Here is a 26130-nt window from a genome sequence, read left to right on the forward strand (position 1 = left end):
CAGCACCTGAACCAGGCGTTGGTTTCGGGGGGATGAGGAATCAGCGGATGGTGAGCACTTCTCCCCGAGTGGGGGAGCCGGGTGTCATGTCCCATGCGCGAATGACCGGCACGAACTTGTCTGTGAGGATGCGCGTTTCGGCGATCGAGCCGTCATCGCGTTCGTTGTATTCGACCGCGGTGGACTTCTCTTTGTGGGTATCGCCTTTGACGACCATCACCTTGCCGGACCTGGAGCGCACGACACCTGAAATCGCACCGGCGGCGAGCGCCAGGGCGAGATGCCAGTGAGACAAGGCACGGGCCGGAGGCCGCAGCGATTGCTGCGAAGCGCCGAGATGCGTATCGAGGGACGGCCACAGCCCTTGCAGGCGATGAACTTCGGCGGCGAATTGCTCCGGTTCCATGGTGACCCGGTAGAACTGTTCCGGCTCGGCCTGCATGGTCGGGACGGAATACGGGACGAACGACCATTCGACCGGCAGTTCTTCCGCTTCGGTATCACCTGATCCGATCTGCAGCAGCCGGTTGCGGATGGCTTTGGCATCGCTCGCCAGATCGCGCTGGCGTGAACGGGTGCCGAAGATCACCACCTGCCTGAACTGCTGCTCGACTGCACGATAGATGCGCAGCCCGGTGAAATGGCGTGTCAGCCAGCCCACCATCTCGGCATCCAGCGTGTAGCTCGGAATGATGAAGACCAGTACGCCACCGTATTGCAATAGCGGCAGGACGCGTTGGTAAAACAGTTTCTCCAGCCTGGCGCGGCCCTGCCCCTGATAGCCGATGTTGCCATCGGCATCCCTGGACAGGTCCCCATAGGGAGGATTGAGCCACATCAGGCCGAAGCTCTGCCGGCTGATCAACGTGTCCATCAGGTCGCTGTGCAGGCAATAGTCGACAAGCCCTCGGGCATGTCTGGCGCGCTCTTCGTCGAATTCGACGGCATAAGCTGACACCAGATCACGGCCAAGCGCATGCGCAGCTTCGGCGATGGCAACGCCTTCGCCCGCGCAAGGGTCGATGATGGTGACTTGACCAGCGGCCGGAGCCAACGCGTTGAGCGCCCGCTCCAGCGTGGGTTCGTCTGTTGGGTAGTACCCGTTTTTCGCAAAATTGCGGGCAAGCCTGGGGAACATGAGAGCCATGTGAATCTCCTGATTCTGGTTGGGAAATGAGTGGGCATGCAGCATGTGCATGCCCTTGCGAGACTTCAGGCGATACGCCGTAAGGGCATGCCGGAAGCCAGTTCATGCGCCGTGGCGCTGAGGGTGCCGTTACGGATCAGATCGCCGAGTGCCTTCGTGAGCACAGGGACATCCAGCGCCAGGCGATGCCCTTCCAGTGGCCCGTAAGCCATGGGAAGACGCGCCAGCATGGATTGCTCCGTCAGGAGCTCCAGCACGATGTCGCGCCAGTGATCGAGCAGTGGCAATGGGCAGGTTTCCTGTACCAGTGTCCAGAAGCGATCAAGCCGGTGGCCTGAGTCCCTGGGCAACAGCGTCAGCGCGCTGGCGTTAGCCTTGTCGGGCTTGACGCAGCGCTGGTCGAAGAGCCACAGGTTGACCATCGAGCCGAACAACGTGCGGCGGAAAAGGCGCGTGGAGCGCTTCTCCAGCCTGTCGACGTTACCGACGAAAACCGGCACGGAGCCGCCTGCGTCGGTGATGAGGTGGAACTGATCCAGACCATCGTCGTCACGACCCAGCGTGAGCCGGGCCAAAAACTGCTGAATGGCTGTATCTCGTGCCCATACGGACAGGAAGATCAGGTTGCCGCCTTCGTCGCCGATATAGCCGTCGGCCATCAGGTCGGGGCATTCGTCAATGCGAAGAAGCGGTTGCGAAGATGTTGTATCGGGCATGGTGGTGTCCTTTGAAAGGTTCAGGGACAGCACCAGCCCGTGAGGCTGGTACAGCCCCTGGGGGTGAGGAATGCTCCGTCAGGAGCGATGGGTGAAAGCCGCGGGCATTGCCCGAAATCGGCGCAGTCCGCGAAGATCAGCTTTTGAGTTGCCGCAGGCCGTCGGCCAGCAGCCACAGTGCGCGATTGAGACGGATGTTCTGATCGATGCCTTGCACAGCGCGCGTGCGTTGATGACGCCCAGTGGCAGTCCGACCGGACAAACCTCCTTTTACGAGGTTTTCCTGTACCCGGTTGAACACAGACCACAGATCCGGGCGATTGTCATCGAACCGGCGTGTCGCCAGAACCTGGCTTTCAGTTATCGGCAGCACCTTGCTTTCGCTGTCATATTTGAGCGTCAGGGCCGACCTTGCGAAGACTTCCGCCTCGCCATCATCGAGCGTGATCGCTCGCATGGCTTCGCGGGAGTCCTGCACCTGGTCGAAGCCGCTCAGGACCTCGTAGGCGCCTTCGATTACATGGTCTGTGACATTGCCCTTGTGGGGCACACGAACGTCACCGACGATATCGCCGCACACCAGACCGTTCTGGCACACGAAACGGAACATGCCAGCCAGCATTTGGTAGCTGCTGGTGCCATCGTGCGAATTGAGCAGGATGATCTCATTCGCCTCTTTGCCGTTGATCTGGCTTGCATGGCGAAGGCGGAGCATGTGTTTCGTGAACTCGCGACGGTCTTCATGACGCACACGGGTCTGGCACACCATGAAGGGCTCGAACCCTTCATTGCGTAGTTTCGCCAGAACAGCGGCGGTCGGTATATAGCTGTACCGTTCGGAGCGGCTTCCATGCGGTGTATCCGCAAAGATGGAGGGAGCGACTGCGCGAATCTGGTCATCCGACAGAGGATGATCTGCACGCAGTATCGGGGAACGTGATGCGAAACGAGATGCGAGTTGCATGTCTATCTCCTTGAGGATTGGGCAAGCGACATCGACGGCCGGCACAATGCCAGACGCGCACGCATGCGTGGAAAACCTGCAATGCAGGGTCAGTCCGAAGACTGGTGGACGGGAATTTCAGGCGACTGCAACGACAGATGCCGAACGCGTTAAGCGCCTGTGATCGTGGTACGCCCGTAAAGGACAGCCCACAGAACAGTGGATGCCCTATCAGGGATAAGGAATGTGGGCCTTTCAGAGCCCCAGTTCAGTCAATGAACCGTCAGCCAAGTGCCTGGCGAGGCGGTTGCCGACATTTCTCTCGGCGTCAGACTGAACCTCTGTGAACAGGCTCTCCGGCACGGCGATCTGGAAATACCGCAAGACCTCGCGGTAGTAGTCCAGGTCATGACCGAAAGGATCGGCCTCGTGCAGATTGCTGTACAGGAAGTGGTCGTCCTCGACTTGCATGGCGTCGTCGATCAGCTCGGCAGGCTTTTCGATGGTCAGGAAAAAATATCGCATCGGCCGATCCCAGCCGAGCACGACGATGATGGGAAATCCCTTGTGGAATGTGTTGAAGTAATGCCGACTCATGATGAAGCTCCTCGTTTGAAATCGTGGGAAGCTTGCCCATCGGGAAAGCGCCCCGATGGGTGATGAATCAAGGTCGATCAGGCGCTGGCGAGGTGCCAGTCCTGGGAGATCGGTTCAAACCGATAGCCCATCGCATCGAGCCGGTCGCGCTGTTGACGCAGGACGCGGCGGTCGACGGTTGCGTCGAGTTTCACGGTTTCGCTTAACGGCCAGAGCATGCCGAACAGTGCGGCATCTTCATCCTCGGCCGAAGCGTCAGAGGGCGATGCGGTTGCTGGTTCGCTGCCGAATGGCGTGGTGTCGACCAGAGGATCACGCGTGCTGCGGGCCTTTGTCCTGGCTGGAGGCCTGGCGGCCGCCGCAGGTGCCTGCACTTCCTCATCAATGGGGTCGACCTCCTGTGGACTCAGCCGCTGGGCTTCGTCCTTGCTCAGGCGATCGATGTTCGAGAGGGTCATCCCGCCCAGGTGGGCGCGGATTTCGATGACCATCCGCCCACTGGTGTTGTAGGTGGAGGGTCGGATTTCGGCGATGACGAAATCACCGTCGTATTTGCCTTCGTCATACTGGTCCAGCTCGGCATTCTTGATGACGAACTCACCAATGCTGGTCGAAAGGCGACCGACATTGAAGTCGCCATTCCTGCCGTGGATGGTCTTGATGGCCAACTGGCCCGGGAGGGTAATCATGGAGTGCTCCTGGTGATGATGAAAAGAACAAGGCCCCTGTGAGGGGGCCTTGCGGATCAGAACGACTCGACCAGTGCCGGTGCTTGTGCATCAGCGGCTTCGTCGGCAGGTTCGGCGACAGGCTCGGATACTTTGGGAGCCGGCTCTTCCTGCGGAGCAGGAGCAAGTGCAGCGGATTGCTCCGCAGCATCCTGTTCGGACTCGGCCGGCTTGGGTTCGGCCTTGTACTTCAGGACGCCATCGACCTTGATCCAGCTGACGAACAGCAGACGGGCCTTCAGGCTGACACCCTGTTCACCGGCGCGCTTCCCCTTGGAATAGGTGAAGGTGTCGGTCCACAGGTCGCCCAGGCGGAATCCGATCATCACTTTCTTCTCTGCCTCGACGGCATCGATGCAGCGACGGATCAGGTGCCGGGCATCGGTGCCGGAAACGCGCGTATCGAAACGCACGTACGAAACATCGTTGCTTGGACCATTTAGCGCTGCGATGTCGCAGGCGAGGAACGGTTCACCTTTCTTGGGCTTCACTTCGCGGATGCGATTGAGGTAGCCGAGGCCGGTGATGTGCAGGTCGAAAAAAGATTTTTCGGTAGAAGTGGTCATGGTGAATCTCCAGACTTGAGGACAAGAATGCGGAGACACACCGACCCCGTACGGGAGGTGTGTAACCCCCGCGCGGGTTGATGGATCATGAGATCCGGCAACAACTAGGTTGGCATCACCGCCAATTTCTCGACGGTCGTTCGCACTGGGATGCCGGGTGCGAACTGGTTTGATCACGCGGACGGAACCGCGTCGTAGCCTTGAAGATCGTGGTGGCTACCTGGGCATGTTGCTGACCGGAGTCAGCGCAACATGGCGATAGCGTGGCATTCGCTACGCCGCCCGGCTATCCGGAATCGGTACTGGTGCGTAGCCCGATTGTTCGTTCGCCGCACTTGAGCGGGTACGGGATGGCGCAGCCGCCCTCGGTGCTGCCTGTTCTTACGCCTTACCCTGCCTCGGTTCCTTCTGCCCCCTGGTCTCCTTCGGCTTCGTCTCCGCTTCGCCCTCGATCTCCTGTGGCTTCGCGCCGAGCGTCACGGCCTCGACCCGATAAGGAAGGATGCCGATCCGCCGCGCCTCGATCTTGAAGGTGACGCGCTCGTTTTCTTCCGCATCCTCCCACTCGTCGCGAACGGCGCGGCCTTCGACCAGAACGCGCATGCCCTTCTGGAACAGGTCCTTCCAGTGCTCGGCATCGCGGTGCCAGATTTCAACGGGGGCCCAGAAGCCACCGCGATCCTCGAACCCATCCTTGGTCGGAACCGGGTTGTCGAAATAGACATTCAGGCGAAGAAGCCTCCGCGGCTCGTCGTTCCCGTTCGGAAACTCCCGATAGTCTGGCGCAGAACCGATATTGCCCTCGCCGTAGTAGTGCGTGCTCATATTGAAACTCCTTGCTGGTGGGAAATACCTGAACCGATGGGCATCAGTGCAGGTGTTGCAGGTCGATGAACGACCGGTTCAATTCGCAGCCGATGAAATGCCGTTGCAGGCGTAGTGCTGCCACGGCGGTCGTGCCGCTGCCCATGAATGGATCGAGTACGGTGTCGCCGATGCGGGAGCCGGCGAGAATGCAGGGCGTCACAAGCGTGTCGGGGAACACTGCGAAATGCCCCCCGCGGAATGGTTTGCTGGCGATGGTCCAGACATCCCGCCTGTTGCGGGTGCTGCGCGCGCCGATCTTGTGAAGGCTGCCGCGCAGGTTTGCGTTGCTGCTGGAAGCGCGCTCGCCGGGCGGTGCGCTGACCGGGCGTGTGTTGCCGGGGCCGCGTGAATCGGCTGAGGGTTCGCGGATCGCGTCCTGATCGAAGTAGTAGCGGCGATTCTTGGCGAGCAGGAACAGATATTCATGCGACCGGGTGCAGCGGTCAGAGACGCTTTCCGGCATCGGATTGGGCTTGGCCCACACGATGTCCTGGCACAGATACCAACCGTCCCGCCGCAAGGCGAAAGCAAGCGCCCAGGGAATGCCCATCATGTCCTTGGGTTTGAGCCCGTCGCTGGTTCGCATGCCTCCGGCGCCCTGTTGGGCAGCGGCGTGTTTGGGGCCGCCGCGGGTGCTCGGTGCCTGCCATGTCCGGGTCGCGGCGTAGGTGTCGCCGATGACGATCCACAAAGTTCCGTCATCGGCCAGCATCTCGCGAACCGCGCGGAATACTTCAACCAGATCTCGGATGTACGCGCTGGCCGTGACCTCCCGCCCGATCTCCAGGTGTTTGTCTGGATGACCGTCCTGCAGGTAGCTGCGCAGGCCGAAGTACGGTGGACTGGTCACGCACATCTGCACCCGCACGCCGTCCCCGTGCATTCGCTTCAACAACTGGCGGCAATCCCCGGCATGGGTGTGGTCGAGCCAGCGCCATGCATCAGCGGCAGGCCCGTTCATGAGGATGGCCCGTCAGTCGATGGACCAGTCCCGGTCCCGCCCGTGGCCCTGCGCTGGTGAACGGCCTGCGCGGACGCCAACTTGCTGGCGCATTCCATACCCTGCCGTGCAATGGTGTGGCACAGGCTGATCTGCATGTTGATCACGATGCGCTGCTGTTCCAGCGCAAGGAGGTCGTCAATCAAGCTGGTCGGCGTGGCGGGGCTCTCGACCAGTTCGTCCCACAGCGCCACACCCATGCTGGAACGATCGAGGTTGCGCCAGCGAAGGAAGGTAGTTCCTGCGCCAGTGTTCTGTTGAGCCAGTTGAATGGGTAGCAGGTTGAAGGGGTGGCTGCGGGCCTGCGCCAGCACCCTGCGCTGCGCCAGGCCAATCAGGTCGTCCCGCAGCGCTGCGCACTGGCTGGCCCAGGTCGCAAGCTCCCCATTACCTTTAAAGGGTTTCAAAAGGCCTTTTAGGTAGGCTGCGTGTTCCAGCTTCTGGAAGTCGGTCTGTTCCAGCGCTTCGAAGCGAATCGTGTCGCTCATGATGAGGCATCCTCTTCGTCCGACGACGCGGATGCCTCATCGCCGGCCCCCTCATCGGAAGCGGCTGGCGCAGTCTGTTCGGTATCGCTGGCCGGCACGGCTGCCGGGGCTGCGGTCCGGGTTGTCGTTGAGGCCAGTGGCGAACGCCGAATGAGCGGCGGTGCGAAGCGGGAGCGGCGCTCGCCTTCGAGCACATCCTGCGGCAGCTCACCATATTTCTCCACGGCTGCGCGTGCTGCGGCGTTGTTGGCCGCGAAATCGTCACGTTTCGTGCCGGAGTAGCGGTACTGCTGCGCCAGGCTGAACAGGCTGCGCAGGGAGTGCGCACCTTCGCCCAGCCAGCGTTCGAGCGTGCTGCGATCGATCAGGGCGGTGTGATGCGCCAGGATCAGGCGACGGGCAAGATCGTCATAGTCGGCCAGAAGGTAGACCGCCATGAAGCCCAACTGGGAGGAGACGAACAGCGGCAGCTTGACGGGCTGCACGTTGAGATTTTCACCGAGGCTGAGCGCCTGTGGGATGTCGGCCAGCGCTTGGTCCACCTGCTCGCGCAGGGTTTGAAGCTGCTCCTTGGTCGTGCTCAGCTTGTCCTCAATGCGCAGCATCCACCAGTCCGAATACGGGTCGTCCTGCTCGGCTCCGCGCTTCAGCTTATTCATGATGGCGACAAAGCCGTTGAGGCCGATGATGCCGGGCTTGCCTTCGGACGGTGTGCGACCGTGCCAGATGCGCGAGGCATGATGGGTGTGCAACGTCAGCGACATCGCGCTGCGCAGGGACCCAAGGTTCAATTGCAGAGATTCTGTTTCGTTGGTCATGTTGACGACTCCCGGTATTGGAACGAGAGGTCAGCATCGCCATTGGCCGGAAGGCCGTCAGTCATCAAACCGCACCGGGGCAGCGCCTGTTTGTAGGCAGGTGGCGGCACGACCGGGCGGTGCGGAACCGGGAACATGTTCGTGGGAGCCAGATTCCCGAAACTCGCCAGGATCGGGAAGGCTCGCTGTTCCTCTATACCCCGGGTATAGGCGTCCACAGCTCTCAATGGACGGTTCGACTTTGTCGGTCAGGGGGATGCCTGGGTGCAGTGGCCGGAAGGCTGTGTGTTGCGCTATACCCGGGGTATAGGCGCCCATGGCTCTCGGTGGACCATCAACTGTCTGGCCACGGTAGAGCGCCTGGTGCCCCGTGGATGGAAGGCTGCATGTTCCGCTATACCCGGGGTATAGGCGACTATGGAACTGACTGGAACCTTACATCATGGTCGACGGCGGCGATTGGCCTGGCATGGGCACGACTGCGCATCGACAGATGCAAACTCTACGATAGGCGAAGCATCGAGCGCAGCCGGGCGATATGGGCACGCGCCACTTCCGGATCTACAGGTTGTCGTGGGGACTCTGGCTGTGTGCTACTCGTATCGGGTGGTGTTCTTTGCCCGGCCCATGCGCGGAACTCGCCGCGCATTGCTTTCTGGATAATCCCAAACAGATAGCCGGCCGGATTGCGCACGTTGCTCGCGCGGCAGCGGGCATCCCATTCGTCGAGAACAGCCTGGTGCAGGTCGGGATCAACCGGCTGCAATGCGGCCAATGCGCCCGATTGCTGCTCTGCCTTGAGCGACATGAAGCGATCGGGAAGACGAAGCATCCCCAACCCGCGCGGTACTGTACGTACTTCTTTTATTTCTTTTTCTTTACGTACTGTACTATCGGTCTTCGGATTCCGAAGTAAGCCGGTTTTCCGCGTTTTTTCGCTCACTTCGGATTCCGAAGAATGTGCGCCATGATTCCGAAGAAGGTTGCTTTCCCCTTCTTCGGAATCATGATTATCCACAGCTTGTGGATAAGTCGCAGTTTCAGTCCACCCCTGTGCGGCCAGACGTTGCGACAGTACCTGCAGCCTGCTCGGCAGTTCCCTTCCGCTGAGGAGGGGATCGTCGACCATTTCCCTGAGCGTATGAACGCCTACGCGCTGAATGGACTTGCTGGCGTGGTCCAGCGACTGGCTGACCAGCCCCAGGTAATCGGCGTCGAGCTGAATGGCTTCGTAGGGGGTGAGAGGTTCGTCATGCAGGACATAGAGGTTGCCCTGGATGCGTCCTGTCCTGGGATCGCGCTGGCGTCTCACCAGGCTGATCCATCGTGTAAGCCGTAGCAAGGTCAGCGCGCGTGCGACCGTTTCGTGTGAGGCTCGGGTGGCGCATGGCATTGAAGCCAGCCAGGGAGCAAGCTGGTCGTAGGTCGGTAGAGCGGTGATGCCGTCGTCATTGAGCAACAACCGGAACACCTGCCAAGTATTGCGCTCCAGCGGCGTCAGGCGATTGTCCGTGAGCAACGCACGCGGCACGGAGTCATGGCGATTGCCGCTGAAAATGAAACCGTCAGTCTGGCGAATTGGGGCGGGTGCTTGTGGCGATTGCTGAACCTGCATCCGTTGAAGGGCCTGGTCGAAGAGCTCGCCCAGCGGTACGGGGCCGCTTGATCGGCGTGGATTGTCCATGCTCAAACCAGCCCTTCATCGATCCATCTGCCGATGGCGCTCCAGATGACTGAGATGGGTAGCCCCATGCTTTCGGCAAGGTCGGCGGCGATGCCAAGCATTGCCGTTTCGTCGGTCAGCGCCACGCCGCGTTCTTTGACGGTTTCCGACCAGCGATTCCACAAATCGCAATCCTGCTCCTCTGTCAGAACAGGGTGGCGCCCCTTGCGTTTGGGGAGCCCAAGGACACCGCGGCGGACAGCAACCTCCTGATGGGTCAGTCCATAGAAACGACTGATCAGTTCAGTGCTGGCACCCAGGGTCAACAGGCGATCAATAACATGGATTTCCTTTTGCACATTGTCCCATTGGTGCAGCAGGCGTTGCACGACATCCCGATTGACCGTCACAGAGCACCAGGAGACCAGGGCGTTGGCCAGCACGCTGGCCATGGCTGGATGCTTGAGCGCATCGAGATCCTCATCCTCAAATCCCATGGATTTGGCGCGGCGCAACTGACCGTTGCGTAGATCGTGGAGGGCCTGCGCGATCACTGCCTAATTGAGAGGATGGGGATTCGACATGGCGCCTCCCCTCATGACCCGGGCATGGCGCTGTCGCCATCCGGGATGCCTGCCTCGATCTCCAGCAGCCGACGCGCGAGCCGAACCAGCCGGAACAGTTTCACCAGGCCGCTGTCGGTCAGGACATGGGACTGGTTCTGGGACGATGTGGCCGATGGAGCCGTTCCCAGCAGCAGGACGCCTACATCACCCGCCAGTCGCGAGGTGTCGCTACGTGCCGGAGAGGCGCTGGCTGACAAATAAGGCGCGCTCAGGACGTGCAGCAACGTCAGTGTCGCATCGGGGAGCGCCATCGTGCCGGAAGCGCCCGCATGCCCGATCTGGGCTGTGCATGAGAAGCCGATGCCGTAATCGGACGGTGCGATATGCTCCCCCACGCCGGCTTCACGGGCAATTTCCAGTGCGAACTGTGCGATATGCGTACGCAAGCGTTCAGGTTCGTCCAGGCCAGGGGCGATATGCCATACGTCCGAGATCGGATAGAGGCCACCGACCTGAACGGGAATGGCTTTAAGGACGTTGCTTTCGAAGTCGTTGTGCGACTCCCCAGTGTGGTCGGCAATAAGGCGCTGGATCGACTGGAGGCGATCGGTCGTTGGGGCCGGCGAGACAACGTGTTCCTGAACCAGCGTAGACCGTTGGCTTTCATCGTCCGGCTGATCGTCGGATGCGGGAGGCTGTGCCGGGGCCGCCTTCGTCTGCAAGGTGAATTCCGGTGCCGGCGCTGGCGCCTCACCGTCTCGCGGCGCTGAAGATGGGGGCGGAGAAGGCTGCGTAGACTCGGCCTGCGGTGACACTGCTGCGGAAGGCGTAGCAGTTGGTGCCGCGACAGGTTCACTGGTCAGAATTTGCCAGCGCTTTTCGGAGTCGAGGATTTCGAGGGCGAGCGTGTCATAAACCACACCGAGCAGGTCAGCCATCTGGCCGATCAGTTCGTCCTGGACGCGCTGGATGTTGAAGTTGCCGGGTGTCCCATCAAAGACGGAGAGAACGTCCTGGAACAATGTGGCGAAATCAACATCCACCTGCCTGGATGCGGCGCGAACGTCCCAGATTCTGGCGCCGGCCCGACGCAAACCGGTCAGTTGCTCGACCTGATGGCGACCCAATCCTCCGTAAAGAACATTAGGTATCGCCGGCAGCAGGTATTGGATGGCTTCCTGCATGCGACTGATGTGGGGTTGAGGCACAGGATAGCCATCAGCTTTGAGACGCCGGGCAAGCTCCGATTGCGAAAGCGATTTGCCATCTTCCTTTTCATAGAGTTCGCGAACTTTTTCGACGCCAAGGGCCCGCTCGATGAACGACAGGCTGCCGTGCAATTCGTTCTCTGCGAGGTGCCCGGTCAGAGCAACAATTTCGCCGCGTTCAGGCCAGGGGCGGAACAGGCAACCGATACGGAAGAACCGCTCATCCCTGGTCTCGGCCCACAACTCGCGCAGTATGGCCAGCCGTGTATTGCCTCCATTGCGAATGATGTAGTGGTCTGAACCCGGCCGTCGGGTGATTGGCGGCGGTGCGTCCAGTCCTCGTTCGCGAATCGACGCCTTGATTTCATCGTAGAGCGGGTTGCGGGTCAGGCGAGGATCTAGCTCGTACGGACGCAGCTCATCGAGGGTTACGACCATCGGGGTGTCTGCGACCGGATCGGTCAATACACCGGCTACCGGACCTGTACGGCCGAAGCCGTCGCTCATCAGCTTCATAGCCATTTCCTGTTCGGAGATGTCAGCCATGGCCGGTCTCCTTTCCAACAGGGTGGGTTTCAGCGCTCTGTCGCTCCGCACGCCGCAACATAGCGCGGGCGTTACGCCCGGCGCGGTGATCGCTGGCCGTCGAACTGGTGAATATCGGCGGCAATCCCGGCTTGAGGAATTTGAGATGACCGCCCGCCGTGCGGGAAACGGCCCACCCGTCGCTCAGTGCAAATTCAATGAGAGGCAGGAGCTGTTTGTGGCCTCGTGCAAGCTCATGGGCGTTCGACATAAGAATGCCTCCTCCCGATCTTGCCTGTGACCAAGCCGAAGCGCTCATGCCAGTGCGGGCATAACTCGCTAGCCAGGGCACGAACGATGTCCAGTGCGGCAGGGGCAATCCTGCCTGTCGGGCGCCGGTGCTCGACGCGATGGGCAGGCATGCCCTGCGTTGCCGCACGCGGAAAGGCTTCGATTGCCGGGACTTCGGTATCCAGAACCTGGACGCCTGTCTGCTCACGGAATATCCGGCGCAACGTCTGCCTGATCAGACGGGCATTGGATGACACGGCGGGCACTCGATTGATCAACAACTGCAACGGTGGCGGTTCAATGCCGAGATGGCGGTAAGGGGCAATATCCTGGATGAGCTGCAGGGTGCCGCGCCGCATTTCCCGGGCGGCGAGGATTTCTGGCGTGACCGGCGAAACCGCCGACCTGGACGCCAGCACGGCCATTTCGAGAAGCACGCTGCGGGAACCCTGGGTGTCGATCAAGACCAGGTCGTAGTGTGGCTCGAACGCTGGCAAGAGGTTGCGCAGCCGCAATCTGCCATCCGGTGCATGCAATAGCAGGGTGTTTAACTGGTGGTGCTGGTCGTTGGACAGAATGACATCCAGACGTTCGACAGCCGTACGAGAGGCCAACTGTGAAATGTCGCGCTCGTTGAATGCCAGCAACTCGTAGATGCCGCCCGGTGCGCGGTGAGCCAGTTCGTAGTACGACGATAGCGTGGGCTGTATGTCGAGATCGAGAAGCAGCACCCGCAGTCCGGCGTCGGCGATGAAGCCACCGAGATTTGCGGCGAATGTCGTTTTGCCAACACCGCCTTTTGTAGAGATGACGGAGATCACCTGCATGACTTGCTCCTCTTCGTGAAGGAAATGGGGAGCAGGCTCAGACGCGCTCTTTAAGGCGGTCGGTGATCCATTGGTCGATCTCGGCAGAATCCCAGCCCACGGCGCGAACGCCAAGCCGCATGGCTTTGGGAAACTTGCCCTCTTTCATGAGGCTGTAGATGTGGGCGCGTTTGAAGCCCGTCTTTGCCTCAACTTCTGCACGGCGCAGTATGCGTCGCTCCGGTGCCGGAGCGGGGTTCTGTTGAAACATGATGGTCACTCCTTGATGCTCGGTGGATCTTCTTGGGTCTGAGCCGCATTAGAAGAGCGTCACCGTCAGAACACATCAAACAATAGGACCGTGCTGACCACCGCATTCATGAGTTGTAATTAACCTGGTGATAATTGAAAACTCATCGCTGCCAACTCGATCCCTGGAGAGGTCAATATTCGGAAATGGGGCAGCTTGATAAAGGGGAAGGATGGCGGATAACACTCTCCGCATCTATTGTGTGGAGGAGATCTCGTATTTTTCGTCTTGAAGGCGACCAAAAAAGTCCGTCGAAATGTGCAAGGAGGTATTAACATTCGGGTGTTTCGCTTCAGTCGTTGAAATGACTGGCCGATGTTAAGTGCCTGTCTCGCTGTCGGCTTCCTGCTGTTGACGGAAGTGACTTTTTTGGTCGGGTAGCGGACAAAAAAAGCATAACGCCATTGATGCGTGTCATGCCCTACGGCACAGCCCTCACATCAGCTGATACCGCTTCTGCCAATTTCTTGTGCTCGTTTTATGAAGCGTTCCAGTACATTGGAAACTGGATTCTCCGAGACCACAATGAACGTCGCTGTATTAGGAACCTCGTCTGCAACCGGTCTGATGATGACATCCGGATGGCTGTAAAGCGCAATTTGCGACTCCAGTCCTATCCCAATGCCATATCCTGCCGCGACGAGCATGATCATCGGTTCGTGACCTGAAACATACTCGGCTACAGACGGTGAGGGTAATGCGCGATCGTTAAACCAGCGACGAATGACATTATGGCCACCTGCGCATCGTTCTGGGTGGCAAAGAATCAAGGGATAGCGGAGCGCTTCGCCGAGGGGAACCTTATCGAAGGAAAGCAACAGATGGTGGGTGGGAATGGCAATCGCAGGACGCTCGTCCCAAACCATCTCCTTTATGCATCCATTGCTGGCCTCGCCATCTACCGTGAAGCCAACGTCAATCTGATCATGACGAAGAGCCTGGAGCATTTCGTTGACCGTCATCTCGGTGACCCGGACTTCCGTACGAGGCTCTTCCTCGCGGCAGCGGGCGAGCAGTTGTGTGAGCCGCGGTTGGGCCAGGCTATCGGCCAGTCCTATTCGCAGTCTCCCGCAGTAGCCCTGCGCGGCTGCGCTGACGCGTGTCTGGGCGTTGTCCATGAAAGCAACTATGCGGCGCGCCTCTTCACGGAAAACTTCGCCAGGCCAGGTCAGTCGTATCCGCCCTTTGGCGCGGTCCAGAAGTCTGACGCCAAGCTGGTTCTCCAGTTCTTTAATGGCTCGCGATAGCGGCGACGGTTCGATGTGGACTCTGGCTGCAGCGCGAGCGAAGCTCTGTTCTTCCGCGACGACGAGAAAATATTGCAGGTGTCTTATCCTCATGGTGTAACTTCCTTCAGTTGTTGGAGTGCTTCTCCGGCTGCGGACAGAACACTGCTATTCGAACTTGAAAGCTAACCGGAAAGAACACCATGTCGTGAAGGTCTTTCATGCTTGGGTACTTCCATCATTGCCGCCCGATCGCTGCTCATGCCTGCATTTGCGACCAACGAATCGGCCTGCCTCGGGTGATCGTACGACGTCGTCGTTGCAACAAAGCGAAGGTTCACATGCATACGCAGTCACCAGTCGACCACTGACCTGATGTTCACGAACGGCAGGGCTCGTGCAGGTGACTGCCTTGGGCAGGTCCTGCGTCACATTCAGAGGCGCGTCTTGTAAGACGGGTGGCTGCTTGCCTGGCTTGTGCTCTGCCCGGTTGATAGAGCGCCGGGCTAGTTGTATCAGCGTAGTTCCTACCATACGTTCCTGGCACGATCACCCGGTGCAGAGCACTCTGCAGGGACAGAGGACCCGGCAGGGACACCAGATGCTGGTGGATGTCAACAGCTTTAGGTAGAAAAAAAGTTGGCGTAACACTTGCTATCGCAAAAAAATAAGTCCATAATCCTGTCCATTCCTGAAACGGAATGCGCGGAAACTATTTATTAATCAGAGAGTTATGGGCTTGGTTCTAGTCCCGTTTCCCGCTCCAAATTTTCTTCCTTGTTTTACTCTCCTTTGTTCGGCCCTTTTCTTCCGTTTTCACCAGAAAATCTCAATGCGTTATACCGTTTACACCACACTGGCAATCCATATCCACAGCGGCAATGTCGCCATCGACAGCAGCGTTGTCAGGCAGATCGCCGAGCTGGTGGTATGACGATCTTCCGCCGAGCGGGCGAAGCCCAGCACATTGACGCCGGACGGGTTAGCAGCCATCAGCACCAGCACACCACGCGGCAGTCCGTCGATACTCAGCAGCATACAGGTCAGTAATACCAGCAGCGGCATCGCCACCAGCTTGGCGGCAGTGATGCCCACCACGCGTTTCGTGGGGCGCAGACGAAAACCGGACAGGTTCGCACCCAGTACAATCAGTGCGCAGGGCAGCGCCGCCTGCGCCAGCCAGGTCGCCAGTTTCATACTCCAGCCCGGCAGCGGCAGGTCTGTCAGATTCACCGCCGTACCCAGCAGCAGGCCGATAATCATCGGGTTGGCGAGGCTGGCGATCAGCACCGACGGTTTAAACGGTTCGCTTCCCGCAAAGCTGTCATACACACTCTGTGCACTGAACAGCAGCAGGCTGTGTACCGCCAGTACGGTAAACAGCAGCACCAGACCCGCGTTGCCATACAGTCCCGCCACCATCGCCAGGCCGATCAGCGCATTGTTACCGAAAGCGGCCGTCAGGCCGAAAGGCGCGGTCTGCGGCAGATGACGATGCAGCAGCAGATTGACGGCGGCGAAAATCAGTAACGCTGGCACAAAATAGGCCGCCAGCAGGGTGAGGTTCAGCCCTTCATGCAGTGGCGCGTTGATCATGCCGGTGAACAGTACCATCGGCATAAAGATTTTAAACGCCAGTCCGCCCAGCGCTTTATTGGCATGTGCATCGAGGGTGCCACGGCGGGCGAGAATATAACCCAGCAGAATCAGCAGAAAGACGGGCAGGATGGTTTGGGCAGCGGCCACAGCGACAGGCTCCTCAGAATAAAGATGAGTGTTATTAATAGCGGTTTCATCGCCCGCTGTCAGCGTTGATCTGGCCGCCCTTCGTCCCCTGGCATACTAATTGCTATGAACATATAACCTGTTGTTAAGCCTTCGCACCATGCAGAGGCGCTTTATTTCACCGAGGTATGTTCCATGCAGTCGCTCAATCTGCGTCAGATAGAGGTGTTTCGCGCGGTGATGATCACCGGCTCGATTAACGGTGCCGCTCAGCTGCTTTATGTGTCGCAACCCGCCGTCAGCCGTATGCTGTCCCACACCGAGGCGCGCATCGGCTTTCAGTTGTTCGAGCGGGTGAAAGGGCGTTTATATCCTTCTCCTGAAGCGCGCTGCCTGTTTACCGATGTTGAATCGGTGTGGCGTGATATTCAGCGCGTCAACACCACGCTGCATAACCTGGTGCAGCAGCGTCATGGTGTATTGCGTATCGCCAGCAGCCCCAGTCTGGGGCATCAGCTGGTGCCAAATGCCATCGCTGCTTTCCGGCGGTGCAACGAAACCATTCCGGTCAGTCTCGAATGCCTGCGCCATGTGCTGTTGCGCGACCGCCTGCTGGAGCAGCAGGCGGACTTCGGCATTTCACTGTTTCCCATCGACCATCCCAATCTGCGGGCGATCCCGCTGAGCTATATCCGCGTGCTGGTGGTCTGCCCGGTTGATCATCCGTTAACCCGCGTGGCGGCCAGTGAACTGCCCGATGCGCTGGCGGAGATGCCGTTTATTGGTTACGCCTCCGACACCCCTTTCCACGGCTTTATGCAGCAGACTTTTGAGCGTGTGGGCCTGCCGTACCGGCCGAGTATTGAAGTCGATTCGCCGCATCACGCCTGCGCGCTGGTGAAAAGCGGCAGCGGTTTCTCGGTGGTGGATGAAATTTCGTATCGTGCGTCAGGGGCAGAGGGCATGGCGGTATTGCCGATCCTCAATGAAGAGCGGCTGACCATCAGTCTGGTGCATCTGCGGCGCGAACCGCTGGCGCAGTTTGCCCAGGTGTTTGTCGATCAACTGCGCAGTACGCTGGAGGAGAGTGGCTTCCACCTGTTCAACCTGGATTAACACCAGGTTAACCCCTACCAACATATTGGCATACGACAGATGTCGCCATAACTCCCACAATGACCGTAAGCACTGTAACGGTTTGCCGACACCGGGTCGGCCTTGTGGAGAAGATGGTATGCGCGAAATGGTTATCGGCGGCGCCCAGCTTGGGGCGATCCAAAAAAGCGACTCAAGAGAAAGTGTGGTCCAGCGCATGCTGGTGCTGCTTGAGCAGGCGCGGCAGCAGGGATGCGAACTGGTGGTGTTCCCGGAACTGGCGCTGACGACCTTCTTCCCGCGCTGGTATATGGAAGATCAGCAGGAAGTGGACAGCTGGTTCGAACGTGAGATGCCGAGTGCCGCTACTCAGCCACTGTTCGACTTTTCCCGCGAACACGGTATCGCTATCACTTTTGGTTATGCCGAACTGACGCCTGACGGGCACCACTACAACACCTCCATCCTGACCGACCGTCAGGGCAACATCGTCGGCAAATACCGCAAAGTGCATCTGCCGGGGCATGTTGAATTTGATACGGAACGTGACTTCCAGCATCTGGAAAAACGCTATTTCGAACCGGGCGATATCGGTTTCCCGACCTGGGAAAATGAAGGCACGGTCATGGGCATGTGTATCTGCAACGACCGCCGCTGGCCGGAAACCTGGCGCGTGATGGGACTGCAGGGCGTCGAGCTGGTGACGCTGGGATACAACACGCCCTCCATCAACGCCCAGAATCGTGCCGAAGGCGAAAAAGAGCGCCTGTTCCACTCTGAGCTGTGCATGCAGTCGGGCGCGTACCAGAACGCCACCTGGGTGGTCGGCGTCGCCAAAGCCGGCGTGGAAGATGGTTTCCCGCTGATGGGTGGCAGTGTGATTATCGACCCTAACGGTTTCGTTGTTGCCAGAGCTGAGGGCCAGGGCGACGAACTGATTACCCACCGTTGTGACATGGATCTGTGTGAGTTTGGTAAGCGCACTATCTTTGATTTTGCCCGCCATCGGCGCATTGAACATTACGGCATCATCACCCGTCAGACCGGTGTTGAACGCCCCTGACAAGGAGAAATACAAGCCATGCGTACTGTCTATGTAAATGGGGAATATGTCCCTGAGAATGAGGCGAAGATCTCCGTCTTCGACCGTGGTTTCACCTTCGCCGATGCCATCTATGAGGTGACTGCCGTTCTGCGCGGCAAGCTGGTGGATATCGATCTGCATCTGGCGCGTCTGCGCCGTTCGCTGGGTGAGCTGGCGCTGGATCTGCCGCTCAGTGACGAGGCGCTGCTGGCGATTCACCGTGAGCTGATTACGCGTAACCAGCTGGAAGAAGGGCTGATCTATCTGCAGGTCAGCCGCGGAGTGGAAGATCGTAACTTCCACTTCCCGCCAGAAGGCACGCCACCGACGGTGGTGATGTACAGCCAGGCGAAAAAGGTGATCGACAGTACGCCGGCAGTCAACGGCATCAGTGTGATTAGCCTGCCGGATTTACGCTGGGGCCGCTGTGATATCAAAACCACCCAGCTGCTGTATGCCTGCCTGGCCAAAGAGCAGGCCAAAGCGCAGGGGGCAGACGATGCCTGGCTGGTACGCGAGGGGCAGATCACCGAAGGCACCTCCAATAATGCGTTTATCGTCACCCGCGATGGCGCGGTGGTGACGCGTGACCTGTCCCATGCCCTGCTGCCTGGGATTACCCGCAGCGTGGTCAATACGCTGCTCAGTGAACACGATCTGCGTCTTGAAGAGCGTGCATGGACCCTTGCCGAAGCGGAACAGGCGACGGAGGCATTTATCACCTCCTCCACCTCTTTTGTCTGGCCGGTGATCTCACTCAACGGTCAGCCGATTGGCGACGGCAAGCCCGGCGTCCTGACACAACGTTTACGTCAGATTTATCTCGACCACGCGCTAGCGGTACTGAAGTAACAGAGCGGTAGCGCGATTTATTGCGGTGCGTGACACAGCAAGTTCCAACACCAGGTTGCTATTTCCAGGAGTGCTGAGAATGAAAAAATATCCATCCCGTTCCCTGATTGCCCGACTGTTATTGCCTATTGGTCTGAGTCTTGCCCTGTCTGCGCCTGCTGTGCAGGCGGCGGAGAAAACCCTGCATGCAGTGATGTCCTCCTCGCTGCGTGTGCTGGACCCGATTGCCACCACGGCGCAAATCACCCGTAACCACGGCTACATGATTTACGACACGCTGATTGGCATGGATGAGCACCAGACGCCTAAGCCTCAGATGGCGGACTGGACTGTATCGCCCGACGGCCTGACTTACACCTTTACCCTGCGTGATGGTCTGCTGTGGCATGACGGCAAGCCGGTGACCGCGACCGACTGCGTGGCATCACTGAAACGCTGGGCGCGCTACGATGTTGGCGGACAGCTGATGATGAAGTACACCGCCAGCATTGTCGCCACCAACGAGAAAACCATTACCCTGACGCTGGATAAACCGTTTGGCTACGTGCTGCAACTGCTCGCCAAGCCGTCATCGGTCGCCGCGTTTATGATGCCGGAGCGGGTCGCCAACACGCCTGACGGCAAAATGATCACCGACTACACCGGTTCTGGCCCGTACAAGTTTGTCGCCAGCGAATTCGATCCGGGCAACCGCGTGGTGTATGAGAAGTTCCAGCAATACGTGCCACGTAAAGAACCTGCCAGCGGTACGGCGGGCGGCAAAGTGGTGAAAGTGGATCGCGTGGAATGGATCAATATGCCGGATCGTATGACGGCGATTAATGCTCTGACCTCCGGTGATATCGACTTTATCGAACAGCTGCCGATCGACCTGCTGCCGATGATTGAAGCCAATCCGGAGCTGAAATTCGGCGTGCTGAGCAAGCTGGGATCGATGACCGGCGGCCGTATGAACTTCCTCTATCCACCGTTCAATAACCCGGATATCCGTCGCGCGGCCATGCTGGCGATGAACCAGAAAGATGTGCTCGACGCGCTGGTGGGCAATCCGAAGTACTTCAAACAGTGCGCCTCGGTCTTTGGCTGCGGCACCGCACTGGAAACCGAAGCGGGCGGTGAGTCATTGCTGAACGGCGGCAATATCGCCGAGGCGAAGGCGCTGCTGAAGAAAGCCGGTTACGACGGTACGCCAGTGGTGATTATGCAGCCGACCGATGTGCCGAGCCAGGCACCGCAGCCGGTTGTCGCGGCACAGGCGCTGCGTAACGTGGGCTTTAAGGTTGATCTGCAGCCGATGGACTGGCAGACACTGGTCTCCCGTCGTGCCAATCCAAATCCACCTTCGCAGGGCGGCTGGAACCTGTTCTTCACCTACTGGAACGCAGAAACCATCTGGAACCCGGTGGTGAACCCGATGCTGGATGGTGGCGGACAGAAAGGTGCCTGGTTTGGCTGGCCGACCGACCCGGAAATGAACGCGTTAAAAGTGGAGTTCGCGACCGCGCCTGATGCAGCGAAGCAGAAGGACATCGCGGTGGCGATCCAGAAACGGGCGATGGAACAGGTGAGCTACATCCCGCTGGGGCAGTTCTATGACGTCGCGGTGTGGAGCAACCATATCAGCCATCTTATGACCGGGCCGTCCACCGTGTTCTGGAACGTCGAGAAAAGTGACTGATTACTGAGTGATTAATGCCTTCGGAGGTTTCGATGCCTGATTACTTACTTCGCCGCATACTGGCGGCGATCCCGGTGATGCTGGTGGTTGCACTGTTTGTTTTTCTGCTACTGCGGCTGTCTCCGGGCGATCCGGCGGCGATTATCGCGGGCGATATGGCGACGCCAGATCAACTGGCGGCGATTCGTGAAAGTCTGGGTCTGAACCAGCCGCTGTGGCAGCAATTCTTCGTCTGGATCGGCCAGCTGTTACAGGGCGACTTCAGCACCTCGCTGATGGCGCATACGCCAGTGCTGACCATGATTGGTCAGCGTCTGGAGCCGACCATCAGTCTGGCGCTGGTGGCGATTGGCCTCACCATCCTGATTTCCGTGCCGCTGGGCGTGCTGGCGGCATGGAAGCACGGTAGCTGGATCGACAATCTGGTGATGTCATCGTCAGTGCTGGGCTTCTCGGTGCCAGTGTTCGTTATCGGTTATGTGCTGATCACCGTGTTTGCCATTGAACTGCGCTGGCTGCCGGTGCAGGGCTTTAGCAGCATTAGCAACGGCATCGGGCCATTCGCCCAGCGCATCCTGTTGCCCGCGCTGACGCTCTCTTCGGTGTATATCGCACTGGTGGCGCGTATGACCCGCGCCAGCGTACTGGAAGTGCTGGGGGAGGATTATATCCGTACCGCCCGCGCCAAAGGGCTGTTGGAGATCCATGTGCTGTTCCGCCATGCGCTGCGTAACGCGATGATCCCGATCCTGACCGTGATTGGCACCGGTTTCGCGCTGATGATTTCCGGCGTGGTGGTGACCGAGAGTGTGTTTAACATTCCCGGTCTCGGTCGCCTGATTGTCGATGCGGTACTGGCGCGTGACTACCCGGTGATCCAGGGGATGATCCTGCTGACCAGCGGGGTGTATGTGATTATCAACCTGTTGATCGACCTCTCTTATGCGATCAGCGATCCGCGCATTCGTTATTAAGGACACCGCTATGACTAAACCTGTTGCGCTGACCTTACCTGCGCCGCGCTATCGGCTGCTGAAGCTGCCGCGTATGCCACTGACGTCAGTGATCGCGCTGATTATCCTGACACTGATCGTAGCGATGGCGATCTTCGCGCCGTGGATCGCGCCGCATGATCCGGTGGCGCTGGCGCCAGCTTCGCGTCTGAAGCCACCCAGTGCTGAATTCTGGCTGGGAACCGATGCTTATGGCCGCGATCTGTTTTCACGCATTGTGTATGGCGCCCGCGTTTCGCTGGTGGTTGGGCTGGGCGTCACGCTGCTGAGTGTGCTGATCGGCCTGCCGCTGGGGCTGCTGGCGGGCTATTTCCGCCGCCTTGATGCGCTGCTGATGCGGGTGATGGATGGCCTGATGGCGATCCCCGGTATTTTGCTGGCGATTGCTATTGTGTCGTTAAGCAGCGCAGGCATCTGGACGGTGATGGTGGCGATTATGGTGCCGGAAATTCCACAGGTGGTGCGCCTGGTGCGCTCACGTGTACTGGCGACCCGCGAAGAGTCTTATGTTGAAGCTGCGGTACTGATGGGCACGCCGACGCTGAAGATTCTCACCCGCCATCTGATGCCAAATACGCTGGCACCGCTGATTGTGCAGAGCACCTATATCTGCGCCTCGGCGATTCTTACCGAAGCGATCCTCTCCTTCCTTGGCGCAGGGATCGGCACCGAGATCCCGACCTGGGGCAATATCATTGCTGAAGGACGCGTCTACTTTCAGCTGAAGCCGTCGCTGGTGCTGTGGGCCGGACTGGCGCTGTCGCTGTGTATTTTGTCGATCAATTTGCTGGGTGATGCCATCAGTGATGCGCTGGACCCACGCCTGAAGAAAAGGGGAGCGGCATGAGTGAACAGCAGAACGACATCCTGAGCGTGGAACAGCTGTGCGTCAATACCGCACAGGGCAAGCCCATCCTGCAGGATATCTCTTTTACCATTCGCGCCGGTGAAACGGTGTGTCTGGTGGGCGAAAGCGGTTCGGGCAAATCGGTTACCTCGCTGACCACCCTTGGCCTGCTGCCGAAAGGGGCGCTCAGTGTGGCGGGCGGGCGCATTTTACTGGACGGCGAAGATGTCCTGCAGGCCAGTGGCGCCCGGCTGAAAGCACTGCGCGGCAGTCGTATGGCGATGATTTTCCAGGAGCCGATGACGGCGCTGAACCCGGTGCTGAGCGTCGGGCGACAGATTGATGAAGTGCTGCGCACGCATACTGATCTGAACGCCGCCCAGCGGCGGGCAAAGGTGATGAATGCGCTGGAACAGGTGCATCTGCCGGATATTGCGCGCGTGTACAACGCTTATCCACACCAGCTCAGCGGCGGTCAGCGGCAGCGCATTATGATTGCCATGGCACTGGTGCTGGAACCGCGCCTGTTGATCGCCGATGAACCGACCACGGCGCTGGACGTCACTACGCAGCAACAGATCCTGAAACTGATCCGCGAGCTGCAACAGAAACACGGCACCGCGGTGCTGTTTATTACCCACGATATGGGCGTGGTGGTGGATATTGCCGACCGCGTCTGCGTGATGCGCCATGGACAGATTGTGGAATCAGGCCCGGTGGAGCAGGTATTGTCGCAGCCGCGTGAAAACTACACGCAAACCCTGCTGGCGGCGGTGCCCGCGCTGGTGCCGCGCACGGTGCGCCGTAAAGCGCCCAGCGCTCAGGTGGTGCTGGATGTGGTGGAGCTGGGTAAAACCTATCCGTCGGCAGGGAAAGGCTGGCGGCTGTTTGCCAGAAACCGTCAGGGCACGCGTGCGGTGCACGATGTCACCTTTATGCTGAAGCGCGGCCAGACGCTGGGCATTGTCGGTGAGAGTGGTTCCGGCAAATCGACGCTGGCGCGCTGCGTAATGCGCCTGCTGACGCCGACCAGTGGCGCAGTACGCGTCACCGGCAACGATATTTCGGAACTGACGCCCGCCGGTCTGAAGCCGCATCGCAAACGTATCCAGATGATTTTTCAGGACCCGAACCGTTCGCTGAACCCGCGTCTGAGCATCGGCAAAAGTCTGGTGGAAGGACCGGTGAACTACGGTGTGCCGTTCGCTGAAGCCTGGGCGCGTGGTCAGGAGCTGCTGGAACTGGTGGGGCTACCCGCCGATGCTATCGACCGTTATCCGCATCAGTTTTCCGGTGGTCAGCGCCAGCGTATTGCTATTGCCCGCGCACTGGCGATGGAACCCGATGTGATTGTCGCCGACGAAGCGGTATCGGCGCTGGATGTCTCGGTGCAGGCGCAGGTGCTGCAGCTGCTCGATGATATCCAGCAGCGTATGCAGGTGGCGATTCTGTTTATCACCCACGATCTGCGCGTGGCGGCGCAGGTGTGTGACGACGTGCTGGTGATGCAGCACGGCCAGGTGATCGAATATGGCCCGGCGGGCGAGGTGTTAAACCATCCGCAGCAGCCTTATACCCGACAACTGATGGACGCCGTGCCTGGCAAAGACTGGGACTTCGCGGCGCACAGGAGGATGTAAGCATGAGCGTTGACCTGCTGTTTCATAATGTCACGGTGGTGGACGGTACGGGTGAGCCGCCGTACCAGGCCGATGTGGCGGTGCGCGGCGACCGTATTGTCGCCATCGGTCAGCTGGAAGGATACCGTGCGCAGCGCACCATTGAGGGCGAAGGGCGTTGCCTGATGCCGGGCTTTATTGATGTGCATACCCACGACGATACCCAGCTGATTCGCCACCCGGAGATGCTGGCGAAGATTGCTCAGGGTGTGACGACGGTGATTGTCGGTAACTGCGGTATCAGTGCGTCGCCGGTTAGCCTGCCGGGTGTGCCGCCGGACCCGATGAATCTGCTGGGTGGCGCGGACGCGTTTATCTATCCAACGTTTGATGCCTATGCTGATGCGGTGGCGCAGGCCAGTCCGAGCGTCAATGTGGCGGCGCTGATTGGTCACACCGCATTGCGCGCCAACGTGATGGATCGCTTTGATCGTCCGGCGAGCGCGCAGGAGCTGGAGGAGATGTGTGAGAAGCTGGATGCGGCGCTGCAGGCCGGTGCGATTGGCCTCAGCTCCGGGCTGGCCTATACCAACGCGAAACAGGCTCCGCAGGCGGAGTTGCAGCGGCTGGTGGATATTGTCGGCGCGCATGGCGCGCTCTACACCACCCATATGCGTAATGAGCACGACGGGCTGCTGGATTCGTTGCAGGAGTCATTCACGACCGCGCGGCAGGCCGGGGCCGATCTGGTGATTTCTCACCTGAAATGCGCCGGGTCGCGAAACTGGGGCAATGCCCCGCTGGCGCTGGCGGCGCTGGAAAAGGCGGCCAGCGAGCAGTCGTGCAACTGTGACTGCTACCCCTATGCGGCCAGTTCGACCACGCTGGATGCCTGGCGCGTCGACGGCAAGATGGAAATCCTGATCACCTGGTCTGAACCGCACCCGGAAATGGCGAAAAAGACACTGCAGGAGATTGCTGACCTGTGGGGTGTGGACCAGTGGCAGGCGACCGAGCGTCTGCGTCCGGCGGGGGCTATCTACCAGATGATGAACGAAAAGGATGTGCAGCAGATCCTGGCGCATCCACTGTCGATGGTGGGATCGGATGGTTTACCGAGCGATCCGAATCCGCATCCGCGTTTATGGGGCACTTTCCCGCGCGTGCTGGCGCATTACTGCCGCGACCTGAAGCTGTTCGATGTGGCGGAAGCGGTGCGTAAGATGAGCGGGCTGTCGGCCAGCCGTTTCCGTTTGCAGGATCGTGGTGTGGTGCGCGAAGGGGCGTTTGCCGATCTGGTGCTGGTGGATATGGCAAAGATCGAGGATGTTGCGACTTATAACGATCCCTGCCGCACCGCACCGGGTATTGATCTGGTGGTGGTGAATGGTGTGGTGAGTTATGAGCAGGGGCAGGTGCAGCAGCGTAACGGGCGGTTATTGACCCGGCAGTCCGTGAGCGCCTGATATCGATTGACTCATTCGTGAAGACATCTCTGCTTTGATCCCCTCCCCATAAAATGGGGGAGGGCTGGGGAGGGGGAGCCAGTAGCACGGAGTTAACCGTTCCCCCATCCCAACCTTCCCCCGCACTGCGGGGGAAGGAGCAGACAGTGCATATATTTCAGACATCGATTGCTATTGAGCTAGGCGGATTCAACTCCGAAGTGCAACGCTAAGCCGCCAATCTTAGCTCTGCAAACACCACAGACGGTTGCCTGAATCCGAGACACTTGCGTGGCCTGCTGTTCAG

Annotated in this window: 26 protein-coding genes; 8 read left to right on the plus strand and 18 right to left on the minus strand. The window is 59.4% G+C overall.

Annotated features, from left to right (window positions below; all coding sequences use genetic code 11):
* Nucleotides 1–40 precede the first annotated feature (40 nt).
* From ACSZO1_RS04780 to ACSZO1_RS04865, 18 genes are all read right to left on the minus strand, one after another.
* Entirely contained in the window at nt 41–1198 is a 1158-nt protein-coding gene (locus tag ACSZO1_RS04780; protein WP_437610057.1) for a DUF6094 domain-containing protein, read from the minus strand.
* Nucleotides 1199–1212: 14 nt separating this feature from the next.
* A complete protein-coding gene (locus ACSZO1_RS04785; RefSeq protein ID WP_437610059.1) occupies nt 1213–1863 on the minus strand; it encodes a hypothetical protein in 651 nt (216 codons plus the stop codon).
* A 136-nt stretch (nt 1864–1999) separates the two neighbouring features.
* Nucleotides 2000–2827 carry a DUF932 domain-containing protein gene (locus tag ACSZO1_RS04790; RefSeq protein ID WP_437610061.1) on the minus strand — a complete coding sequence of 276 codons (828 nt, stop codon included), beginning with the start codon at nt 2825–2827 and terminating at the stop codon, nt 2000–2002.
* A gap of 234 nt (nt 2828–3061) precedes the next feature.
* Nucleotides 3062–3403 (minus strand): hypothetical protein, encoded by a 342-nt coding sequence (locus ACSZO1_RS04795; RefSeq protein WP_437610063.1) that lies wholly within the window; start codon nt 3401–3403, stop codon nt 3062–3064.
* 77 nt (nt 3404–3480) lie between these two features.
* Complete coding sequence (locus ACSZO1_RS04800) at nt 3481–4092, minus strand: DUF3275 family protein (protein ID WP_437610065.1); 612 nt, start codon at nt 4090–4092, stop codon at nt 3481–3483.
* Nucleotides 4093–4148: 56 nt separating this feature from the next.
* Nucleotides 4149–4697 (minus strand): STY4534 family ICE replication protein, encoded by a 549-nt coding sequence (locus tag ACSZO1_RS04805; RefSeq protein ID WP_437610067.1) that lies wholly within the window; start codon nt 4695–4697, stop codon nt 4149–4151.
* 381 nt (nt 4698–5078) lie between these two features.
* Complete coding sequence (locus ACSZO1_RS04810) at nt 5079–5522, minus strand: single-stranded DNA-binding protein (protein WP_437610068.1); 444 nt, start codon at nt 5520–5522, stop codon at nt 5079–5081.
* A gap of 43 nt (nt 5523–5565) precedes the next feature.
* On the minus strand, nt 5566–6525 hold the full coding sequence (locus ACSZO1_RS04815) for a DNA-methyltransferase (protein ID WP_437610070.1): 960 nt from the start codon (nt 6523–6525) through the stop codon (nt 5566–5568).
* Nucleotides 6522–7052 (minus strand): DUF3158 family protein, encoded by a 531-nt coding sequence (locus ACSZO1_RS04820; RefSeq protein ID WP_437610072.1) that lies wholly within the window; start codon nt 7050–7052, stop codon nt 6522–6524. Before ACSZO1_RS04820 ends, ACSZO1_RS04815 begins: the two co-directional genes overlap by 4 nt.
* Nucleotides 7049–7870: a PFL_4669 family integrating conjugative element protein gene (locus ACSZO1_RS04825; RefSeq protein ID WP_437610074.1), complete on the minus strand. Its 822-nt coding sequence runs from the start codon at nt 7868–7870 to the stop codon at nt 7049–7051. The genes ACSZO1_RS04820 and ACSZO1_RS04825 overlap by 4 nt, the downstream gene beginning before the upstream one ends.
* A gap of 502 nt (nt 7871–8372) precedes the next feature.
* Nucleotides 8373–9554 carry an STY4528 family pathogenicity island replication protein gene (locus ACSZO1_RS04830; RefSeq protein ID WP_437610076.1) on the minus strand — a complete coding sequence of 394 codons (1182 nt, stop codon included), beginning with the start codon at nt 9552–9554 and terminating at the stop codon, nt 8373–8375.
* 2 nt (nt 9555–9556) lie between these two features.
* Nucleotides 9557–10087, minus strand: coding sequence for a DUF2857 domain-containing protein (locus tag ACSZO1_RS04835; protein ID WP_437610078.1), 531 nt, complete (start codon nt 10085–10087; stop codon nt 9557–9559).
* A gap of 41 nt (nt 10088–10128) precedes the next feature.
* Entirely contained in the window at nt 10129–11853 is a 1725-nt protein-coding gene (locus ACSZO1_RS04840) for a ParB family protein (protein ID WP_437610080.1), read from the minus strand.
* Nucleotides 11846–12103, minus strand: a complete 258-nt coding sequence (locus tag ACSZO1_RS04845) for a type II toxin-antitoxin system HicA family toxin (protein WP_437610082.1) — start codon at nt 12101–12103, stop codon at nt 11846–11848. Before ACSZO1_RS04845 ends, ACSZO1_RS04840 begins: the two co-directional genes overlap by 8 nt.
* Nucleotides 12087–12950 (minus strand): ParA family protein, encoded by an 864-nt coding sequence (locus ACSZO1_RS04850; protein WP_437610084.1) that lies wholly within the window; start codon nt 12948–12950, stop codon nt 12087–12089. Before ACSZO1_RS04850 ends, ACSZO1_RS04845 begins: the two co-directional genes overlap by 17 nt.
* A 37-nt stretch (nt 12951–12987) precedes the next feature.
* Nucleotides 12988–13200, minus strand: coding sequence for an AlpA family transcriptional regulator (locus ACSZO1_RS04855; RefSeq protein WP_012248278.1), 213 nt, complete (start codon nt 13198–13200; stop codon nt 12988–12990).
* A gap of 479 nt (nt 13201–13679) precedes the next feature.
* Complete coding sequence (locus ACSZO1_RS04860; protein WP_437610086.1) at nt 13680–14579, minus strand: LysR family transcriptional regulator; 900 nt, start codon at nt 14577–14579, stop codon at nt 13680–13682.
* Nucleotides 14580–15311: 732 nt separating this feature from the next.
* Complete coding sequence (locus ACSZO1_RS04865) at nt 15312–16211, minus strand: AEC family transporter (protein WP_437610088.1); 900 nt, start codon at nt 16209–16211, stop codon at nt 15312–15314.
* A 174-nt stretch (nt 16212–16385) separates the two neighbouring features.
* Here ACSZO1_RS04865 and ACSZO1_RS04870 point away from each other — a divergent pair, with 174 nt between their 5' ends.
* The 8 genes from ACSZO1_RS04870 (at nt 16386) to ACSZO1_RS04905 (ending at nt 25844) form a co-directional block, all read left to right on the plus strand.
* On the plus strand, nt 16386–17306 hold the full coding sequence (locus ACSZO1_RS04870) for a LysR family transcriptional regulator (RefSeq protein ID WP_437610090.1): 921 nt from the start codon (nt 16386–16388) through the stop codon (nt 17304–17306).
* Between the two features lie 118 nt (nt 17307–17424).
* On the plus strand, nt 17425–18348 hold the full coding sequence (locus tag ACSZO1_RS04875; RefSeq protein ID WP_437610092.1) for an N-carbamoyl-D-amino-acid hydrolase: 924 nt from the start codon (nt 17425–17427) through the stop codon (nt 18346–18348).
* Between the two features lie 18 nt (nt 18349–18366).
* Nucleotides 18367–19221: a D-amino-acid transaminase gene (locus ACSZO1_RS04880; protein ID WP_437610094.1), complete on the plus strand. Its 855-nt coding sequence runs from the start codon at nt 18367–18369 to the stop codon at nt 19219–19221.
* Between the two features lie 79 nt (nt 19222–19300).
* Entirely contained in the window at nt 19301–20899 is a 1599-nt protein-coding gene (locus ACSZO1_RS04885; protein ID WP_437610096.1) for an ABC transporter substrate-binding protein, read from the plus strand.
* 32 nt (nt 20900–20931) lie between these two features.
* Complete coding sequence (locus ACSZO1_RS04890) at nt 20932–21873, plus strand: ABC transporter permease (protein WP_437610098.1); 942 nt, start codon at nt 20932–20934, stop codon at nt 21871–21873.
* 10 nt (nt 21874–21883) lie between these two features.
* Complete coding sequence (locus tag ACSZO1_RS04895) at nt 21884–22759, plus strand: ABC transporter permease (protein ID WP_437610100.1); 876 nt, start codon at nt 21884–21886, stop codon at nt 22757–22759.
* Nucleotides 22756–24399, plus strand: coding sequence for an ABC transporter ATP-binding protein (locus ACSZO1_RS04900; RefSeq protein ID WP_437610102.1), 1644 nt, complete (start codon nt 22756–22758; stop codon nt 24397–24399). Before ACSZO1_RS04895 ends, ACSZO1_RS04900 begins: the two co-directional genes overlap by 4 nt.
* 2 nt (nt 24400–24401) lie before the next feature.
* Nucleotides 24402–25844, plus strand: coding sequence for an N-acyl-D-amino-acid deacylase family protein (locus ACSZO1_RS04905; protein WP_437610104.1), 1443 nt, complete (start codon nt 24402–24404; stop codon nt 25842–25844).
* Nucleotides 25845–26130 lie beyond the last annotated feature (286 nt).

Origin of the sequence: Erwinia sp. V71 (genome assembly GCF_965644245.1) — a bacterium.
Lineage (GTDB): Bacteria > Pseudomonadota > Gammaproteobacteria > Enterobacterales > Enterobacteriaceae > Erwinia.

Bases quoted from the DNA above. Each gene is read 5' to 3' on its own strand.
- ACSZO1_RS04780 (WP_437610057.1), bottom strand. From the start codon at position 1,198: ATGCACATGCTGCATGCCCACTCATTTCCCAACCAGAATCAGGAGATT.
- ACSZO1_RS04785 (WP_437610059.1), bottom strand. From the start codon at position 1,863: ATGCCCGATACAACATCTTCGCAACCGCTTCTTCGCATTGACGAATGC.
- ACSZO1_RS04790 (WP_437610061.1), bottom strand. From the start codon at position 2,827: ATGCAACTCGCATCTCGTTTCGCATCACGTTCCCCGATACTGCGTGCA.
- ACSZO1_RS04795 (WP_437610063.1), bottom strand. From the start codon at position 3,403: ATGAGTCGGCATTACTTCAACACATTCCACAAGGGATTTCCCATCATC.
- ACSZO1_RS04800 (WP_437610065.1), bottom strand. From the start codon at position 4,092: ATGATTACCCTCCCGGGCCAGTTGGCCATCAAGACCATCCACGGCAGG.
- ACSZO1_RS04805 (WP_437610067.1), bottom strand. From the start codon at position 4,697: ATGACCACTTCTACCGAAAAATCTTTTTTCGACCTGCACATCACCGGC.
- ACSZO1_RS04810 (WP_437610068.1), bottom strand. From the start codon at position 5,522: ATGAGCACGCACTACTACGGCGAGGGCAATATCGGTTCTGCGCCAGAC.
- ACSZO1_RS04815 (WP_437610070.1), bottom strand. From the start codon at position 6,525: ATGAACGGGCCTGCCGCTGATGCATGGCGCTGGCTCGACCACACCCAT.
- ACSZO1_RS04820 (WP_437610072.1), bottom strand. From the start codon at position 7,052: ATGAGCGACACGATTCGCTTCGAAGCGCTGGAACAGACCGACTTCCAG.
- ACSZO1_RS04825 (WP_437610074.1), bottom strand. From the start codon at position 7,870: ATGACCAACGAAACAGAATCTCTGCAATTGAACCTTGGGTCCCTGCGC.
- ACSZO1_RS04830 (WP_437610076.1), bottom strand. From the start codon at position 9,554: ATGGACAATCCACGCCGATCAAGCGGCCCCGTACCGCTGGGCGAGCTC.
- ACSZO1_RS04840 (WP_437610080.1), bottom strand. From the start codon at position 11,853: ATGGCTGACATCTCCGAACAGGAAATGGCTATGAAGCTGATGAGCGAC.
- ACSZO1_RS04845 (WP_437610082.1), bottom strand. From the start codon at position 12,103: ATGTCGAACGCCCATGAGCTTGCACGAGGCCACAAACAGCTCCTGCCT.
- ACSZO1_RS04850 (WP_437610084.1), bottom strand. From the start codon at position 12,950: ATGCAGGTGATCTCCGTCATCTCTACAAAAGGCGGTGTTGGCAAAACG.
- ACSZO1_RS04855 (WP_012248278.1), bottom strand. From the start codon at position 13,200: ATGTTTCAACAGAACCCCGCTCCGGCACCGGAGCGACGCATACTGCGC.
- ACSZO1_RS04860 (WP_437610086.1), bottom strand. From the start codon at position 14,579: ATGAGGATAAGACACCTGCAATATTTTCTCGTCGTCGCGGAAGAACAG.
- ACSZO1_RS04870 (WP_437610090.1), top strand. From the start codon at position 16,386: ATGCAGTCGCTCAATCTGCGTCAGATAGAGGTGTTTCGCGCGGTGATG.
- ACSZO1_RS04875 (WP_437610092.1), top strand. From the start codon at position 17,425: ATGCGCGAAATGGTTATCGGCGGCGCCCAGCTTGGGGCGATCCAAAAA.
- ACSZO1_RS04880 (WP_437610094.1), top strand. From the start codon at position 18,367: ATGCGTACTGTCTATGTAAATGGGGAATATGTCCCTGAGAATGAGGCG.
- ACSZO1_RS04885 (WP_437610096.1), top strand. From the start codon at position 19,301: ATGAAAAAATATCCATCCCGTTCCCTGATTGCCCGACTGTTATTGCCT.
- ACSZO1_RS04890 (WP_437610098.1), top strand. From the start codon at position 20,932: ATGCCTGATTACTTACTTCGCCGCATACTGGCGGCGATCCCGGTGATG.
- ACSZO1_RS04895 (WP_437610100.1), top strand. From the start codon at position 21,884: ATGACTAAACCTGTTGCGCTGACCTTACCTGCGCCGCGCTATCGGCTG.
- ACSZO1_RS04900 (WP_437610102.1), top strand. From the start codon at position 22,756: ATGAGTGAACAGCAGAACGACATCCTGAGCGTGGAACAGCTGTGCGTC.
- ACSZO1_RS04905 (WP_437610104.1), top strand. From the start codon at position 24,402: ATGAGCGTTGACCTGCTGTTTCATAATGTCACGGTGGTGGACGGTACG.